The sequence below is a fragment of the Streptomyces sp. NPDC051364 genome, from assembly GCF_040682115.1.
GTDB lineage: Bacteria > Actinomycetota > Actinomycetes > Streptomycetales > Streptomycetaceae > Streptomyces.
In genome coordinates this window covers 1-17,334 of the sequence record NZ_JBFBAH010000039.1, presented here as the reverse complement: position 1 = coordinate 17,334, position 17,334 = coordinate 1, and the positions used below count along the sequence as shown (strand labels likewise).

13 protein-coding genes are annotated in these 17,334 nt (G+C 70.2%); 7 read left to right on the top strand and 6 right to left on the bottom strand.

All coding sequences use genetic code 11. The annotated features are described in order from the left end of the window. The first annotated feature begins 1 nt into the window (after window position 1). The 3 genes from AB0M76_RS38605 (at window position 2) to AB0M76_RS38595 (ending at window position 7,074) form a co-directional block, all read left to right on the top strand. Window positions 2–634 carry a restriction endonuclease subunit S gene (locus AB0M76_RS38605; protein ID WP_365957410.1) on the top strand — a complete coding sequence of 211 codons (633 nt, stop codon included), beginning with the start codon at window positions 2–4 and terminating at the stop codon, window positions 632–634. Beyond that, complete coding sequence (locus AB0M76_RS38600; RefSeq protein WP_365957409.1) at window positions 625–2,622, top strand: N-6 DNA methylase; 1,998 nt, start codon at window positions 625–627, stop codon at window positions 2,620–2,622. The genes AB0M76_RS38605 and AB0M76_RS38600 overlap by 10 nt, the downstream gene beginning before the upstream one ends. 474 nt (window positions 2,623–3,096) lie before the next feature. Next, a complete protein-coding gene (locus tag AB0M76_RS38595) occupies window positions 3,097–7,074 on the top strand; it encodes an ATP-binding protein (RefSeq protein ID WP_365957408.1) in 3,978 nt (1,325 codons plus the stop codon). A gap of 121 nt (window positions 7,075–7,195) precedes the next feature. Here the strand turns inward: AB0M76_RS38595 and AB0M76_RS38590 are convergent, their stop codons facing one another. Next, window positions 7,196–7,771 (bottom strand): hypothetical protein, encoded by a 576-nt coding sequence (locus AB0M76_RS38590; RefSeq protein ID WP_365957407.1) that lies wholly within the window; start codon window positions 7,769–7,771, stop codon window positions 7,196–7,198. On the opposite strand from AB0M76_RS38590, the gene AB0M76_RS38585 reads away from it, so the two are divergent. Beyond that, window positions 7,766–8,851 carry a hypothetical protein gene (locus tag AB0M76_RS38585; protein WP_365957406.1) on the top strand — a complete coding sequence of 362 codons (1,086 nt, stop codon included), beginning with the start codon at window positions 7,766–7,768 and terminating at the stop codon, window positions 8,849–8,851. The two genes, AB0M76_RS38590 and AB0M76_RS38585, sit on opposite strands and share 6 nt — an antisense overlap. A 607-nt stretch (window positions 8,852–9,458) precedes the next feature. Here AB0M76_RS38585 and AB0M76_RS38580 read toward each other — a convergent pair. Both AB0M76_RS38580 and AB0M76_RS38575 read right to left on the bottom strand, forming a co-directional pair. After that, window positions 9,459–10,577 (bottom strand): acyl-CoA desaturase, encoded by a 1,119-nt coding sequence (locus AB0M76_RS38580; RefSeq protein WP_365957405.1) that lies wholly within the window; start codon window positions 10,575–10,577, stop codon window positions 9,459–9,461. A gap of 7 nt (window positions 10,578–10,584) precedes the next feature. Further along, on the bottom strand, window positions 10,585–11,640 hold the full coding sequence (locus AB0M76_RS38575) for a ferredoxin reductase (protein ID WP_365957404.1): 1,056 nt from the start codon (window positions 11,638–11,640) through the stop codon (window positions 10,585–10,587). Window positions 11,641–11,727: 87 nt separating this feature from the next. Here AB0M76_RS38575 and AB0M76_RS38570 point away from each other — a divergent pair, with 87 nt between their 5' ends. Further along, a complete protein-coding gene (locus AB0M76_RS38570) occupies window positions 11,728–12,867 on the top strand; it encodes a helix-turn-helix domain-containing protein (RefSeq protein WP_365957403.1) in 1,140 nt (379 codons plus the stop codon). 306 nt (window positions 12,868–13,173) lie between these two features. Here the strand turns inward: AB0M76_RS38570 and AB0M76_RS38565 are convergent, their stop codons facing one another. Further along, entirely contained in the window at window positions 13,174–14,043 is an 870-nt protein-coding gene (locus AB0M76_RS38565) for a recombinase family protein (protein ID WP_365957402.1), read from the bottom strand. A 131-nt stretch (window positions 14,044–14,174) separates the two neighbouring features. On the opposite strand from AB0M76_RS38565, the gene AB0M76_RS38560 reads away from it, so the two are divergent. Further along, window positions 14,175–14,735 (top strand): recombinase family protein, encoded by a 561-nt coding sequence (locus AB0M76_RS38560; protein ID WP_365957401.1) that lies wholly within the window; start codon window positions 14,175–14,177, stop codon window positions 14,733–14,735. Here the strand turns inward: AB0M76_RS38560 and AB0M76_RS38555 are convergent. Further along, window positions 14,709–15,578, bottom strand: coding sequence for a PhzF family phenazine biosynthesis isomerase (locus AB0M76_RS38555; protein ID WP_365957400.1), 870 nt, complete (start codon window positions 15,576–15,578; stop codon window positions 14,709–14,711). The genes AB0M76_RS38560 and AB0M76_RS38555 overlap by 27 nt on opposite strands. A 110-nt stretch (window positions 15,579–15,688) precedes the next feature. After that, complete coding sequence (locus AB0M76_RS38550) at window positions 15,689–16,000, bottom strand: EthD family reductase (RefSeq protein WP_365957399.1); 312 nt, start codon at window positions 15,998–16,000, stop codon at window positions 15,689–15,691. Window positions 16,001–16,167: 167 nt separating this feature from the next. On the opposite strand from AB0M76_RS38550, the gene AB0M76_RS38545 reads away from it, so the two are divergent. Continuing rightward, complete coding sequence (locus AB0M76_RS38545; RefSeq protein ID WP_365957398.1) at window positions 16,168–17,070, top strand: LysR family transcriptional regulator; 903 nt, start codon at window positions 16,168–16,170, stop codon at window positions 17,068–17,070. Window positions 17,071–17,334: the final 264 nt, after the last annotated feature.

Sequence of the window (17,334 nt, the reverse complement as noted above, 5' to 3'; positions counted from 1 at the left end):
CGTGCCGCAAGGCAACACACCCACGGCCCATGGTGTCCGGATTCTGCTGGGCGACCTCTGCGAGGTGACGGCCGGCCCGTCCGGGTCGCTCCTGGACCGCCTGCACAACGGCCCCGACGGCGTGCCCGTGATCTCACCACCGGACCTCGCCGGAGACCACAGGGTGGACAGCCGCAAAGTGCGACGGGTGCCGCAGAGCGACGCGAACAGGCTGGAGCGGTTCGCCGTGCGGGAGGGCGACGTGCTCGTCGTACGGCAAGGGGCACTCGGGAGGCTGGCGCTCATCGAGCAGGCTCAGTCCGGATGGCTCTACGGATCGTCCTGCCTGCGCCTGAGGCCCCTGCCCGGTGGCATCCTGCCCGCCTTCCTGGCGGCCTACCTGTCGCATCCGCCGGTGCAGAGGGCCATGCTGGGCCAGGCCCTCCCCGGTACCGTGCCCGCACTCAACTCGGCGTTGCTCAGAGAGCTGCCGGTCACCGTGCCGCCCATGGACCGGCAGTACGCCGTCGTCGAGGCCCTCGCAGACGTCGCCGACCAAATCAGGATCCAGCGGCAGATGGCCGAGCGGCTGGAGGCCCTGCGGCCGGCCATCTTCACGGAACTGCTCCAAGGGACGAGGGACACATGGCGCTGATGACCGTCCGGCGACTGACGGAGGAACTCTTCAGGGCAGCCGACATCCTGCGCGGTCGGATGGACGCGTCGGAGTACCGCGACGTCCTTTTCGGAATGCTGCTGCTCAAACGTGCTTCTGACCAGCCCGGCATCCTCAACGTGCCCGACGAGTCGCGCTGGCGGCACATCGTCGATTCCGAGACCAAGGCGCCAGAGGTGCTCAACAAAGCGCTGTCGGCGCTGAAGCAGAACAACCCGGACAGACTCGACGGAGTCTTGGGAGTCCTCGACTTCAACAAGGGGCTGGGGCACGCCCGGCTTAAGGCGCTGATCGATCACTTCGACCGTATTCCTCTGGGTGACGACGATCTGGAGTTCAGCGATGTGGTCGGCCGGGCCTACGACCACACGCTGGGCTGGCTCGCCGACGCAGCAGGCAAGAAGGGGGGCGAGTTCTATACGCCTCGTTCCGTGGTCCAGCTGATGGTGGATCTGGTGCGTCCGGAACCGGGGCAGTCGGTCTACGACCCCTTCGCCGGCTCCGGCGGCATGCTCCTCCAGGCCAAGGAGTACGTCGCCGAGTACGGCCGGGACGCCGTCGGCCTCGGCCTCTTCGGGCAGGAACTGAATGTCGAAACGTGCTCCACCGCCCGGCTGAACCTATTGCTGCACAACGTGACGGACGGCTCGGTGCTCTGTGGTGACACCCTGGCCGATCCGCTCCACCTGCACGGTGACGGCCGGCTCAGACGCTTCGACCGGGTGCTGACCAACGCTCCGTTCTCGATGAACTACACGGAGAAGGAGATCAAGCACCCGGAACGGATGCGATACGGCTGGACTCCCGCACAGGCGAAGAAGGCTGATCTGATGAACGTCCAGCACGTACTCGCCGTGCTGCGCCCTGACGGGATCGGAGCCGTCGTAACCCCGCACGGTGTGCTGTTCCGGGGAGGCTCCGAAGCGGAGATCCGCCGGGGCATCGTCGAAGAAGACCGACTCGAAGCAGTGATCGGTATCGGGCCGAACGTATTCCACGGCACATCCCTCCCGGCCTGCATCCTCGTGCTGCGTGGCAGTGACGGAACGCCGGTGGGCGAACGCGGCACCGTGCTGTTCATCAATGCCGAGCGCGAAGTGGTCACCGGCAGGTCACTGAACCGCCTGGAGCCGGAGAACATCGAGAAGATCGTGAGTGCCTTCCAGGAGAGGGCTGACATCGACGGCTTCTCCCGCGTGGTCACGCTGCAGGAGATCGCGGAGAACGATTTCAACCTCAACATCCCGCGCTACGTAGACGCCGGTCCGCCGGAAGAGCCGTTGCTGGACGTCCGCGCGGCGCTGTTCGGCGGCGTCCCCAGACACGAGGTGGAGGCGGAGGAGCCGAGGTTCCATTCCTTCGGCATCGACCTCGCGGACCTCTTCCAGCCAAGGGACCTGGACTATTTCAGCTTCCCGGCCGAAGGCTGCGAAGCCACGGCCGCCTGCATCCCGGATCTCGCGACCGCCCAGGAGCGCAGGTTCATCGACCAGTGCAGCCGGTGGTGGGAGGGCGCGGGAGCGCAGATCGCCGAACTCGCGGGCACGAAAAAGCTGTTCAAGTCGCGCTCCCACCTCATGGCTTCCTTCCGTGAGGAACTCCTGCCATTGGGGATCATGGACCGGTATCAGTTGACCGGAGTCTTCGCGGCATGGTGGTCCGATCGGCAGGACGACCTCAGAAGCCTGGAACAGCGCGGATTCCCCGGAGTGATCGACCGATGGGCGGCGGCAGACGGCGAGCTCTCCTGGTACAGCGGCCCGGCGCGTGAACGAGTGCTCGAGGTTCTCGGTGACGATCTCTGCTCACGCGTCACGGAACGCGTCGCTGCGCAGCGGCAGGGGCTGGTCGCGCTCTACCGTTCGTGGGGCGACCGGTACGAGACCTCGTTCGCAGACCTGGAGCAGCAGAGTCAGGCAGCGACAGAACGGCTCCGGTCCCGCCTCCGGGGGCTCGGCTACCGCTGACAGCCCATGCAGGCGCCGGGCCCATCGAGGTCGCCGGAGCGGACCGTGCCCGTACCGGCCAGCGGGCCGGTGGGCCGGTGCCCCGGCCCACCGGCCGTCCCCCGTTGTCGTGTCTCGGGTGTCAGCCCGACAGGCGGGCGATGTGTGAGGCCAGTTTCTCCGGCGTGGGGTGCGCGAAGAGCATGTCCTGCCGTAGCCCCCAGTCCTGTCGGCGCTGGTAGCCCTCGCGTCAGGCAAGCACGCACCGACCCTGACTGCTCGCGACAGTCGGGGCCCACAGGAGTTGCGCCGCGCCCCTGGCGCCTTCCCGCCCCGGGCCCGAGTCGGCCGAACCGGCCCTGTGTCCCCGGGCGTTCCGGCGCCGTAGGCCCCCGCTGATCGGGACTCGGCCCGCTGACGGTCCGGTAGATTCGGCGACACGGCTGATCTTCAGGGGAGCGGCAGGATGCCGCGCGTGCGACACGGGGGCAGTGGGTGCGGAACGGACACGCGCAGGACCGTCGACGGCGGGCCCTGCTGGAGTGCTGGCGCGCGATCGAGCTGTTCAGCCCGCCGACCATCCCGGCGCTACCCCGCCGACGCTCCGCCGCCCGCTCCGGGCCGAGGGACGAGTACGTAACCGACCTGACGCCGCAGCCGGGCCGGGTACCACCGCTCCTGCCGTGGGCTCCGGACCATCCGGAGACGGGGGCACGGCGGGCACCGTACGGCCGCATGTGGCGGCACGAGGTCTACTGCGGGGTCTTCGACCTGGAGCTGCTCCGCCAGGCGATGATCGCGGTACTGCCCGCGGGGACCGATCCCGACCCCGGCGTGCCGCAGACCGAGCTGGTGCTGTCGGGCCAGAGCGCGATGTTCGCGCTGGTCCTGGACGACGAGGGCCGACCGCTCGAGGACACGTCCGTGATCTCCGCGTGCGCCTGGGCGACCGGCCGCCTCTTCGATCCGGGGCCGTCCACACCTGGGTGGCTGGACGGATTCGAGGAGCTCGACGACGCGTTCGGCGGGGCGATCGACGAGCTCACGGCCACCGCGATCCCTTACGGCCCCACCGCACCGGCCGCCGGAACGGCGTACGAGCGGTGGCCCGGCTCCGAGGGTGCGGCGGGAGCGCCGGGCGCGGCCGGCGGCGGCTGGCAACGGCTGCTCGCCGAGATCCTGGGCGGCGCTGCCGTCGGCGCGGTCGGGGCCCTGTTCGGCGAGGTCGCCGGCGCCGCCCTGCAGGGTGCGGCGGAACCTCTGGTGCGCCGCGCCGCGGACTGGGTCGCCGCCCGCCGCCCCGCCGAGGAGCAGGTGCAGTCCGGGCGGCCGGACGGCACCCGGGGCGTCCCCGAGGGGTCGTCGGCCGACGGTCCTGACATGTCGACCGAGGCGGATTACGGGGCTGGCGCCGGTGCCCGTGCGCTCGGGTTCGCCGATCTAGTCGCCCTGACCGCGCAGATCGCCGACCTGTGCGGGGTACGGGACCACCTGCGGCCGCAGGTGGTCCGGGTGCGCAGCAGGCTGGTCCGCCGGCCGACGGACCCGCGGAAGAAGGTCGCCGCCGCAGCGCCGTTCCTGAACAGTCTGCTTCCGCCGGACCTCGCCCGGGTGTCCGCGGCGGTCGGCAAGGGCATCGGCCCGGCGCTGGAGGCGTACCTGACCGAGCTCGACTCCGTCGCCGTGGGGGCGCGGACGGATGTCCGCCAAGAGCGCGGGGTCGTCCTCGACGGGGTGGCTCCGGACCTCGTTCCGGACGGCCGCTGGCCCGCACCGGCGGATCAGCCGCTCGCGCTGAGCCAGCAGTTCGCGGTCGACCGCATGCTCGCCGACCGAGCGGGGACCGAGGGCGGGATGTTCTCCGTGAACGGCCCGCCGGGCACGGGCAAGACCACGATGCTGCGCGACCTGGTCGCCGCACTGGTCGTCGAGCGGGCTGCGGTGCTGGCCACGTTCGACCGGCCTGGCCAGGCGTTCACCGGTCCGCCGTGGCGTGGCCGGGACCGCCAGGGCCGCCACCCCCGCTTCGTGTCGCGGCTCGACCCGCGGCTGACCGGGTTCGAGATCGTGGTCACCTCGTCCAACAACGGCGCCGTGGAGAACATCACCGCCGAGCTGCCCGGCATCGGTGCGCTCGGCGAGCACTGGCAAGCAGGCGCCGACCACTTCTCCGACCTCGCCTCCGCTCTCCTCGGCGGGCCGGCCTGGGGTCTGGTCGCGGCGGTGCTCGGCAACAAGGCCAACCGCAAGGAGTTCGGGGAGCGGTTCTGGTGGGGCCGGCTGCCGGAGAAGGAGACCGACGCCCGCAAGGCCGCGGAGCTGCCGCCGCTGCGCGGCATGCGGGAGGTATTGAGCGACTGGATTCCGCCGAACCCCCCGCCCGATGGCCGGCGTCCCGGCACTCCGGCGGACCAGGCTGCGACTGCGGCGGCCGGGCCCACTCTGCCCGTGCCGTCGTGGACCGACGCCGTCGCCGCGTTCCGTACCGCCCTGGCCGAGGTCGAGCGGCTGCGCGCCGGGCGCGCCCGGCTGGCCGGGGCCCTGGCCGCCGTCGAGTCCCCCTCGGCCGGGCAGCGGATCGCGGACCTGGAAGCCGCCGTGTCCCGGGCCGACCAGCAGATCGCCGCCGCCGCTGCGGTCCTGGACCGGGCCACCGCCGCCACTGCCGGCGCCCGGACCGCCACCGCTGCGGCCGAGGCCGGACACCGGACGGCATCCGAGCACGTACCGCGGGCCCGCCAGGAGCTGGCCACCGCGCGCGCGGACCTGTCGGCCGCCCGTGAACTGGCCGCGCACCACCGCGAGTACGTGACTGCCCTCACCGCCCGCCACGACGCGTCCCCGGCCGTCGAGCGGGGCCTGCGCGGCGGGCTGCGCCGCCTGCTGCGGAGCGCGGCCGACCGGCAGGCCGCCGAACGGCAGCAGGAGCACACTCAGGCCGAGATCGCGTACCTGCTCGTCCAGCAGCGCGCCGCGCTCGAGGACTCCCTGGAGCAGGTCGCCGCGGCCGTGCGCGCCGAGTCCCTGGCCGCCGACCGGCACACCTGGTCCGGCACCATCGTCGACGAGGCCGCCGCCGGCCTCACCGCGGCCCTCGACCACGAACGGGCCGCGAGCGCGCGGGAGGCCGTGGCAGCCGCCGCCCTCCGACACGCCCGGCACATCGCAGACGCGGCCCGCCGCGACCTGCGGGCCGCCGTGGCCGAACTCGACGGCCGCCACCGCGAACTGCGGGAGGCGGCCCGGACGCTGCCGTCCCTGCCGCTCGGCTGGTCGCACCTCGCCGAAGCCGACCAGGAACTCGGCTCGCCCTGGTCCGACGAGGCATGGTCCACCGCGCGCAGCGACCTGTTCCTGCGCGCCCTCGACCTGCACCGCGCCTTCGCCGCCGGGGCAGCGAAGAAGGTCCGCGGCAACCTCCAGGTCCTCATGGAGCTGATGGCCGGGACCAACGGGCCCGTCCCCGACGAGGAGGTCGCGCACGCCTGGCAGACCCTGTTCCTCCTGGTGCCCGTCGTCTCGACCACCTTCTCCTCCGTCGGGAGCATGTTCGCCCGCCTCGGCCGGGAGTCCATCGGCTGGGTCCTCGTCGACGAGGCCGGGCAGGCCACCCCGCAGGCCGCCGCCGGCGCGCTGTGGCGCGCCCGCAGGGCCGTTCTGGTCGGCGATCCGCTCCAGCTCGAACCCGTCGTCACCATGCCCGAGGCCCTCCAGCGCCGACTGCTGCGCGCCTACGGCGTCGACGAGCACTGGCTGCCCTCGACCACCTCGGCCCAGGCCGTCGCCGACCGGACCAACCGCTACGGCACCTACCTGCCGGCCCCGGACACCGACGACGAGCACGTCTGGGTGGGCTCGCCGCTGCGCGTACACCGCCGTTGCGAAGAGCCGATGTTCACGGTCAGCAACGAGGTCGCGTACGGCGGACTCATGGTCCACGGCACCGAACACAAGGCGTTCCCCGATGTGGCACGTGACGGCCTGTTACCCAGCCGCTGGCTCAACACCGACGACCCGAGCCGCCCGTCCGAGGCCTCGTGGGGCGAACGCGACCGCCGGGCCTTCGAGTTCGTCCTCGACCACTTGCACCGGCACGGCGTCACCGTCGAGCGCGTGCGCGTCATCGCCCCCTTCCGGGCCCTCGTCGCCGAATGCCAGAAGATCTGCCGCGGCCGTGACGGCTGGACGTCCGAACTGATCGAGGAGCGCTGCGCCACCGTCCACCGGGCCCAGGGCAAGGAAGCCGACGTCGTCGTCCTCGTGCTCGGCGGCGGTCGGCCCGGCGCCCGCGAGTGGGCGGCCCGCACCCCGCACCTGCTCAACGTCGCCGCGAGCCGCGCCAAACGCCGCCTCTACGTCATCGGCGAGCGCAACCTGTGGGCCCCGCTCCCGCACTTCGACGTCCTCGCCTCCGAGCTGACGGAGTTCCATCACCTCCGCGACCACGCCACCTGGCCGCCGGACGGCGAGTAACCGCCGACGAAACGGCAGAGCAGAGGGCTACACGGGCGTCACGATACGACGCCGCAAGCCCGACTCAAGGCGCAAGCCAGAATCGACCCCTTGGCCCGTGCACGACAGATTCCGCTCATCCTCAGAACGGAAGCTGGCCGACTCGCGCCTTAGCAGCCAGGTCGCGCGTGATTCCTAGAACCCCGGCGAGGGTGCAGGTGAACGCCTGCACCTGTTCCCGGAGTTGGGCCTCCATGCCTTCGGGGGTCGCATAGAACCCCAGGGTAGTGCCCTGCGGTTTTGGCTGGTGCCGCTCAGCCTGATACTGGGCCCAGTTGGTGCGGTGCACAGCTCGGGCGTGGAGAAGATGTTCCTCCTGCACCTGTTCAGTACGGAGCCGGGCGGTGACCTGCTGGGCTGCCATCATGATCACGATTGCGTCGGTCACTGTCAGCGGCACGTCTGGACGGCCGATGCCGCGCTCCAGTAGCGGCACGCCGGTGGAACGCCATGGGGAGCACACGGCTGTGAGGACCGCGTGCAGCTTTTCCCAATCGGGCTTGCGGGTCTTCTCACCTTGCTCAATCAGAAGTTGGGCAGCGCGGCGCTCGTGAAACGCAGCGCTTGGGTGGGCGAACTGGTCGACAATCCGGCTCTGGATTTGAAGCAGGTCCAGGCCGGGCTCGCGGTGTCTGCCGACGGCGGTATCCCCGTGCACTCCCGGGTCTTCGACGGCGCCGCGGCCGAGGTCAGCCAGGTCGTCGGAGCGATGAACGACCTCAAAGCGATGGCCGGCGCCAACACGTTTTTGATGGTCGCCGACTCCAAGCTGGTGTCCTACTCCAACATCACCGCCCTGCTTGAGGCCGGGGTGGAGTTCATCGCGCCCGTCCCGGCCGCGCAGATCAAAGACGAGGTCTACGCAGCCCTGGATCCCCAGCGGGCCCAGGCCGTCGACTGGGTGCCCGGGCGGGACGAGAGGAAACCGGAGGCGGAACGGGAGACATACCGGGTCCTGGAGGACACCCACACCCTGACCGGCCGCCGCAAAAGCGACCCGCGGCTGACGGTGCGCCGGATCCTGGTCCACTCCACCGCCGTCGCGGCCGGCCAGCAGGCGGCCCGGGCCAAACGACTGGCCAAGGCCGCCGACGACCTCGACAAGCTCACCGCCGCGGCGGGCGGACGGCACTACAAGACCCGGGAGAAGATCGTCGCCCGGATCGGCGTCGTCACGGCGAAGCGCCGCGTCACCTCCTGCCTGCGCTGGCACATCACCGCCGACGAGCACGGCACCCCCGGTCTTGCCTGGTACTTCGACCAGGACGTGCTGGAGGCCGAAGCGGCCGTCGACGGCTGGTGGGCGCTGGTGACCAGCGTCCCGGCCGAGAAGGCCGGCCCGGCCGAGGTACTGATCCATTACAAGGGCCAGGGCGCGGTCGAACGGCGTTACCACGACTTCAAGGGCCCCCTCGCGGTCGCACCGGTCTTCGTGCAGCACAACCGGCGCGTCGCCGCGCTGATCCAGGTGATCTGCCTGGCCCTGCTGGTCTTTTGCCTGATCGAGCGGCAGGTCAGACGCGCCCTGGGGCCGGAAGAGACCATGGCCGGTCTCTATCCGGACAACCGCCGGGTCCGCGCCACCAGCCGGATGATCCTCTACCACCTCGGCGAACTCACCCTGCGGATCGGCAACGTCACCGACCCGCCAACCGTCCAGATCAACCGCGGCATCCAACTCCACCTCCTCGACCTCCTCGACACCGACATCACACAAACCCGCTGGCCACAGACCTAAACCAACGACCCGCGAAGTACGGGTCTAGTCAGCCTCCTCCAGCCTGATGACGAAGCGACAGAGGCCCCAGAGAGCTGCGGTGAGTGATCCAGCCGTGTACGCAGCCCCGTTGCCGGAAGGCCGTCCACTGGTCGCGATCGCTACCGCAACGCAGATCACTCTTTGGGATCCTCGAAGCTGGAAGCGCTCGTACAACACTTCGACAGCCCTTTGAACAATACGGTCGTCCCAATACACCAGGACGGCGAGGCGGAGCTGCTTGCCAGGCGAAACAGCACCGGCCTGCGTCTGTGGGATCCCCGGTCCGGTCGGCTTGTCCACTCCCTGCGCACTGCAGACCCGGCCACGAACATCGTGTCGACGAGTACCGATGGACTCCTGCATGTGAGCGGGCCCCGTGGGCGCGCACGACTCCGCTGGTCACATAGGCAGCAACACTGTCATCGTCGACAGGGGCCGACACCTGCCGTTGCTGGTGAGGGCATCGCTGCATTTCAGGAACCTGGTTCGCCCTGCCCAACGATCGGTGCCCCAGACGCCGCTGCTTGGACGTGGAGCGAACAGCTGGCCCGGGGTTCGGCCGAATGGTCTGAACCAGTACCGGGAATCAGGCCGCGGCGAGCTCCTGCTCGCGGTCCGGCGTCGTGACCTTGGGCTTCTTGTTCGGCAGCGAGAGCCGGAAGACCTTGTGCCACGCGGAGTACACCTGCTTGGGCAGCGGCCCAGTGACGTACTTCAGCTCGTACTTCTCGAACAAGGCGCGCACCTTCACCGCGACCTCGGCGTACCGGTTGCTCGGCAGGTCCGGGAACAGGTGGTGCTCGATCTGGTGCGACAGGTTGCCGGTCATGAAGTGCATGGCCTTGCTGCCGCTGATGTTCGCCGAGCCCATCATCTGGCGCAGGTACCACTGGCCACGCGTCTCGCCCTTGATCGACCGGCGCTCGAATACCTGCACGCCCTCGGGGAAGTGCCCGCACATGATCACCGAGTGGGACCAGATGTTGCGGACCAGGTTCGCGGTGAACGTGGCGGCGAGCGTGGTGAGGAACGACGGGCCCGAAAGGAGCGGGTGGATCACGTAGTCCTTGAGCACCTGCTTGCGGATCTTGCGACCCACGGCCCTGGCCCGCGCGCGGAACTCCGGGTTCTTGCGGCGGCGCTTGTGCAGGTTCCTGCCGAGTTCCAGGTCGTAGGCGGCGATGCCGTACTCGAAGAAGCAAGCGTTGATGAAGTTCCACAGCGGCTGGCCGAGGTGGAACGGGTGCCACTTCTGGTCCTCGTCGACGCGCATGATGCCGTAGCCGAGGTCGTTGTCCTTGCCGATCACGTTGGTGTACGTATGGTGCAGCTCGTTGTGCGAATGCTTCCACTGCTCGGCCGGCGAGACGTGATCCCAGTCCCAGGTGGTGGAGTGGATCTTCGGGTCCCGCATCCAGTCCCACTGACCGTGCAGGACGTTGTGGCCGATCTCCATGTTCTCCATGATCTTCGCCACGGACAGACCGGCGGTGCCGATCAGCCACGCGGGCGGGAAGATCGAGAACAGCAGGACGCCCCTGCTGACCAGCTCGAGTTTGCGCTGTGCCGAGATGACCTTGCGGATGTAGGCGGCGTCCTTCTCGCCGCGGCTGGCGATCACCTCGTCGCGGATCGCGTCCAGCTCGCGGCCGAGCTCCTCGATCTGCTCCGCGGTCAGGTGGGCGGTGGGGTCGATGGCGGTCAAGGTGCTCCTACCGTTCGATGTCGCAGGGGCCCGCCGCGGCGGACACGCAGGTCTGGATGAGGACGCCCGGCTCGGCTTCGGTGATCTCGCCGGTGCGCAGGTCGCGGACGGCGCCCGACCTGAGCGGCGTGACGCAGCCAAAGCAGATGCCCATGCGGCACCCGGACGGCATGAGTACGCCGGCCTCCTCGCCGACGTCCAGCAACGGCGTGGCGCCGTCCGCGTCGACGGTCTTGCCGGTGGTGCTGAACGTGACCTCGCCACCGTCGCCGCCGACGACGATGCTGCGGCGGAAGCGTTCGGTGTGCAGGCGCTCTGGGACGCCGTGCTCGGTCCAGTGGTCCTCGGCGGCGTCGAGCAGGCCCGCGGGCCCGCACGCCCAGGTCTCGCGCTCGGCCCAGTCGGGGACGAGTTCGCCGAGACGGGCGATGTCGAGCATGCCGTCCGTGTCGGTGTGCAGCTCGGTGAGACGCAGCTTCTTGTCCGCGACCAGGTCGTGCAGGTCGTTGCGGAAGATCACGTCGTGCGGCTGCGGTGCGGAGTGGACCATGACGACGTCGTCGAACTCGATGTCGCGCAGCATGCCCATCACCGGCGTGATGCCGCTGCCGGCCGTCAGGTAGAGCACCTTGGCGGGCTTGGCCTCCGGCAGCACGAAGTCACCGGTCGCCTGGTCGAGCTGGATCAGCGTGCCCGGTTCCGCCCTGCGGACCAGGTGGTTGCTGACCTTGCCGTCCGGGATCGCCTTCACGGTGATCGTGATCCGGCCGTCCCCGCGGTCTGTCGGCGAGGTGACCGAGTAGGCACGCCACAGGCGCACCCCGTCGACGTCGACCCCGATCCGCACGTACTGACCGGCTGTGTGGCCGCGCCAGCCCCGTCCCGGCCTGATCACGATGGTCGCGGCGTCACCCGTCTCGGGGTGCACGGCCTCGATGCGCCCCCGCAGGTCGCCGCCCGCACGCAGCGGGCTGACCAGGTCGAGGTAGTCCGACGGCAGCAGCGGCGTCGTGACCATCTCCAGCACTTTCCACGCCCTACTGCGGAGGGCTGCACTCGTCATGACCCCAGCTTGATGTGCTTCAGAGGGTAAAGTCCTGTCCGCAGGACGTGAATCTGATCGGTTGAATTGTTCGCAGGGAACAAAAACGTGAGCCATGCAGTCCGGAGGGCCAGCGAACTGGTCCTGGATGAGACGACGGTCACCGCGCTTCGGGCCGCGCTGAGGACCACCGCCGACGAGGTCGTCCAGGCGATCATCGACGAGGTCCCGCCCTACGCCAACGCCCTTTCGGGCCGCATGGGCGCCACCATCCGCCGAGCCGTCCGCACCGCCCTGGGCCTCTATCTTGACCTCGCGAGCGGGAACGCCACGGGCGGCGACGCCGGCGCCGCGGCCTACGAGCTGGGCCGCGGCGAGGTCCGCGACGGCCGTTCGATGGACGCCCTGCTCAGCGCCTACCGGGTCGGCGCCCGCGTGGCCTGGCGAGGCCTGGCCGCACGTGCCGTACCCGCAGGTCTGCCCGCCGCCCAGGTCGCCAAGTTCGCCGAGCTGACCTTCGCCTACATCGACGAGCTCTCCGCCGCGAGCGCCGCGGGCCACGCCGACGAACTGGCCGCGCGGGGCCGGGCCCACGAGCGCCACCTGGAACAACTGGCCCGCGACCTCCTCTCCGGCGCGAGCCCGGACGTGCTCCTTGCCGCTGCTGGGCGGGCCGGGTGGCAGCCGCCGGTTTCGCTGACCGCAGTCATGCTGCCCGCCGCCCAGGCCCGGCCGGCCTACCGCGCGCTCGACCCGGGCACACTTGTCCTCGACGATCTGCCGGACGCCTCCGGCGTGCTGCTCGTCCCCGATGCCGACCGAGCACGTCTCCTGAGGCAGCTGCCCGACCGCACTGCCGTGGTCGGCCCGGCCCGGCCGTGGACGCGTGCGTCCGCCTCGTACGCACGAGCCGTACGCGCGCGCTCCCTCTCCTCCGACATCCGCGACACCGAGGACCACCTGCCCGAGCTGGTACTGAGCGCCGACGCGGACGCGTTCGCTGACCTGCGTGCCCGAGCCCTCGCACCGTTGCGGACCTTGCGGGCCGCGACCGCGCGGCGGCTCGAGGAGACGTTGCGGGCGTGGCTGCTGCACCAGGGCAGGCGGGACGAGGTGGCGGCGGCGTTGTTCGTCCATCCCCAGACCGTCCGGTACCGGATGTCGCAGCTGCGGGAGCTGTTTCCGGATCTCGGGTCGCCGCACCGGGTTCTCGAACTGACGCTGGCGGTCGGTCTCCGGGTGGGCTGACGTGTTCTTCGACCGTCCACGACCGCGTCCTCGAACGGTCCAGGAATCGTGCCTCGCCCTCGGTGCGATCAGCCGGCTCATGCGGCCCGGGGAAGAACCGTATGAGTCGGCTAAGACTGAGAGTTGCGGAGCACCCGCACGCTTCTACGCGGCCGGATGGCTCTGTGATGGCCACCGACCACAGGAGGGTTGGCGGTACAGCGGCGGACCAACCCGAGGTGCGGCGCTCGGCTGACGGCCAGTCCTGGCCCCGAAGTCCTAGCCCAGACACCAGGGAACAAGTAACCCGCCGGTAGCTTTGGCGGCTCAGGCATTCGCGGCCGTGGCGACTTGTTCATCATGTTCGCGCAGCATGCGCAGGACGGTGGCGGGCGAGGGGTGCTGACCCTTCTTCGCGCCCTTGGAGATGACGAGCCGGGCCGCGATGTCGCGCAGGCTCAACTCCTCGTCACGTAGGCGCAGGGCGGTGAACAGCATGTCGTCGTCGGTGACGCCCGCGCCGCCAATGGTCTTGCCGCGCTTGCGGGCGGACTCGTGGCCTTCGAGGGTGCGGTCCCGGATGTACTCGCGTTCCATGCCGGACATCGCAGCGAGCACGGTGAAGACGATCCCGGAGGGGTCGTGTGAGCCCTTGAGCTCCCCAGTGAGGAACTCCAGGCCGACATCGCTCGCCTTCAGCTCCTCGGCGAGCATGGCCAGTTCGATGCCGCGGCCGAGCCGCTTGTGCTCGTGCACGACGAGCGTGACGGCAACGCCGGAGGCCCGGATCTCCCCGCCGAGCTTCACGGCGGCGTCCAGCTCGGGGCGCATGGTGGCGCGGGTGGAGATCTTCTCCGAGAAGACCCGGGTGACCCCGGCCTCGGCGAGCGAGTCCAGCTGCGCGTCCAGGGACTGCCGGGCCGTCGAGGCGCGTGCGTAGCCGAGGCGGACGTGCCCGACTGGGGTGATGCCGGCGCTTACGGGCCGGGGCAGTTCGGTCCAGGCCGAGCCGGGCTTGCGCACCGCGGGGGTCTGCACGCTGAGCACCTTGGCGAGTTGGGGCACGAGGCGGAAGCGGGCGGTGTGGTACTGGATCGCCACCTTGGCCTTGCCGGTCCGGCACGGGGAGCCCGCGGGGGCGGCGCAGGTGGACATCGGGCAGTCGCGCGATTCCACGCGCTTGAAGTCGTCGCTCACACCCCGAACTGTTTCATGAGGATGTTTCAGGAGTCCAGTCGTTTGCAACAACTCATGAAACATGATCACAGCAGGTGGGATGCGGCACGGGCGGGTGTTTCATGAGCGAACACCTATGAAACGGCCGGGCGGTGCGGGCTCACGTCAACGCCCCGCCCCGAATACCACTCCTCAGATGCCCCGAAGCGGTGCAGGGCCATACACACGGCCGGAAGGATGGTCGGCATGCACTCCTCGCCATCATCGAAGACGACCTGCACGCCAACGGCCGCCACTTCCGCACCCTCGACGGCATCGTGCTCGACACCAGCGACGACATGTGCGGCGAACTGATCTTCACCGTGTTCGCCGCCATCGCCAAGTTCCAACGTCAGCAGATCGTCAAAGGCACCCGCGAAGGCCTCGACGCCGCCCGCGCCCGAGGCCGCGTCGGCGGCCGTCCTCGCGCCCTGACCTCCGAACAGATCACCGACGCCCGCATCCTGCTCGGCGCCGGACAAACCCGACCGCCGTCGCCGCCAAGCTGCGCGTCTCCCGATGGACACTCAGCCGCGCCCTCTACACCGCGTCCCGCTGACGCCCGCCACCGGGTGCCAACGCTTGACCGCAGCGGACAGCCCCAGCCCCATGCGCGGATCGCAGAAGAGGACGGTCTAGTCGTCGCCTCAGTGTCCGTCGCGGACCACCGCTAACCCGCCGACCCGGGTCGTGATGCCCGCCGGCCCGCGTCGGGCCGAAGCGAGCACGCTGGCCGGTCGACCGAGGGTGTCGCCCTGCTCCACCTCGATCGCGACCGTCTGCGCCCCTGTCGTGTCGAGCAGGTGGGCGGCCAGGCAGCCGGTGCTGTTGGCGTTGGCGACGTCCTCGTCGACACCGATCGCCGGCGCGAACATCCGCGCCGCACCCGGTCGGTCGCCCGCCGGCGGTACGTACACGAAACAGCCGAGGAGCCCGTACCGCTGGCACGCCGCTGTCAGCTTGCCGAGGTGTGGGTGGACTCGGAGCAGCGCCGACCGGTCGTGGACCAGTACCAGCATGCGTGGTGCGCCGGGCGCGGCGATCCGTGGCGCGTCGGTCGGATGCGGGTCGTCCGCGGTGAGCCCGAGCGCGGCGACGATCGCGGCGCGCTCGTCCGGTGCCGGGTGACGCAGCGCGACGAGGCCCTGGTCGAACCACACCTCGATGCCGGCGGGGCGGCGGATCGCGACGGTGTCGAACGTGCGCCCGCCGGTGTGTTGGCGGTCGTTCAGCTCGCCCAGCGCGGTGCGGGTCAACCGGACGGCCTGCGCGGCAACGGTGCCGTGGCCGCAGCCGGACAGTTCGGCGGTGGCGGTGAAGAACCGGACCGGCCAGCCACCGTCCGGCGTCCGCCCCGGGCCGAGGAACGCCGCGTGCGAGGTGCCGGCCGCAGCAGCGACCGCACGCCGGTCCGCGTCCGTCGCCGCCGGGTCGTCGTCGGTGACGGCCGTGGGGCTGCCGCCCCGGCCGTCGCGCCGCACGCACGCATCAACCACCGTGACATCCGGCCAGGACATCGGCCCACCTTTGACGCTCAACGAACCGGCAACCGCGAACGGCGTTCCGCCGATAGCCGGACCTGGCCGCAACGGCCGACCGAACGCGTCCCGGAGCGTACCGTCCTGCCTCAGCCGGTGGCGTCCTGCACCGGATAGTGGATGATGACCGCACCGCCGGTGGCGTAGTTGGCGACATCGGCGGCCACCCGCTGGCCTTGCGGCGACGCCCGCGCCGCGGCCATGGCGGCGGCGTCAGCGAAGTCGCCTTCGAAGACCGCGAAATACGGCGCTTCTCCCTTGGTCGCCGCCACGTCGAAGCTGTAGCGCCACGCAAGCAGGCCGGGCCAATTCATGACCAGTGGAAGGTGGTTGGTCACGTAGTAGTCGCGGAAGTGGTCAGGGTCGGCGGGCTTGGAATACAGGACCACCAACTTATGCATGACGACCTCCGTCCAGATCAGGGTCGGCGGGCTGCGTGAGTGCGATGTCCAGGACCGCGGTCAGTTGAATCGTCATATGCGCAGGTTAGGGCTTGACGTGGGGTCGGGGGAAAGATCAATACGGGATAGACTCAGAACGGATCGTTATCAATCGGCAGGGAGGGCACATGGCACCGGATACGGTCAGCCTGCGGTACTTCCTGGTGCTGGCACAGGAGTTGAACTTCACCCGCGCGGCCGCACGGATCGGTATCGCACAGCCCGCACTCAGCGCCCGGATGCGCCGATTGGAGGCGGAACTCGGTACGGCCCTGCTGGTCCGCAACACGCGTAGCGTCGTATTGACCACGGCCGGTGCGGCTTTGGCGGAGTCCGCGCCGCCTGCGCTGGCGGCGCTGGACCGGGCATGGGACACCGCCCGGCGGGCGGGGGCCGGTGAGCTGGGCACGCTCCGCATCGGATACAGCCTCAGCGCCGGGGCCGAGACGGCTCCGGCCCTGGTGGACAAGCTGATTCGCAGCAGTCCCGGACTCAAGGTCGGCGCGGTCCCGATGGCGACGCTCGAGATCTCCCCCGCGGTCGCCGACGGCCGCATCGATGCCGGGATCACCCGCGGTGAACAGCCGGGCCGTGGCGTGCGCCGGTTCCTGCTGCGGCGTGAGCGGATCGGCGTCCAATTGGCGCAGCACCATCCGCTGGCCGAACACCCGGAGATCGAGATCGCCGACGCGGCCGCGTATCCGCTGCGACTCCCGGGCCGTGCGGCCAACCCCGTGATCCACGATCAGCTGTCCGCACTGTTCCGAGACACCCGACCACACCCCCGATTCCACACGCCCGCAGTCTCTTTCGATATGTCTCAGCGCGACCTGCACGACGGGGTCACCCTCGCCCCGGCCGGAGAAGCCGCGGTCACGGCAGCACCGGCCGGTCTCACCTGGCGACCTCTGCGGGGCGCGCCCAGCCTGACGATCCACCTGGTCCTCCCACGCGAGCAGTCGCCACTACACCGCCGCATCCGTGCCGTCGCCAAAACCCTGGCGCACGAGCTGCACTGGCTGCCGGACTGACGCGCAAGAGGTCAAGCGAGACGGACGTCTGCGGTGGCGAGGCCGAAGACCTTGCGCCGGGCGGCCGTGGTGACGGCGAACTCGTGTTCGGTCGGCGCGAACCGGGCCACCGCGTCGACCTCGCGCACCACGGTCGCCGGATTGTGCGGGCGCCCGGTGTTCCGCAGGACGGGCCTTGACCCAAGGCCGGGTAGTTAACGTTTTCGCAGGTCACGCAAGGGGTGTTGGGGTCCATGCCGTGGCGGCGTAGAGGCCGGGGCCGAG

What these genes read in the sequence shown, in the direction of transcription:
- AB0M76_RS38600 (WP_365957409.1), top strand. Translation starts at nt 625, where the DNA reads ATGGCGCTGATGACCGTCCGGCGACTGACGGAGGAACTCTTCAGGGCA.
- AB0M76_RS38575 (WP_365957404.1), bottom strand. Translation starts at nt 11,640, where the DNA reads ATGACGAGTGCAGCCCTCCGCAGTAGGGCGTGGAAAGTGCTGGAGATG.
- AB0M76_RS38555 (WP_365957400.1), bottom strand. Translation starts at nt 15,578, where the DNA reads ATGTCCTGGCCGGATGTCACGGTGGTTGATGCGTGCGTGCGGCGCGAC.
- AB0M76_RS38550 (WP_365957399.1), bottom strand. Translation starts at nt 16,000, where the DNA reads ATGCATAAGTTGGTGGTCCTGTATTCCAAGCCCGCCGACCCTGACCAC.
- AB0M76_RS38545 (WP_365957398.1), top strand. Translation starts at nt 16,168, where the DNA reads ATGGCACCGGATACGGTCAGCCTGCGGTACTTCCTGGTGCTGGCACAG.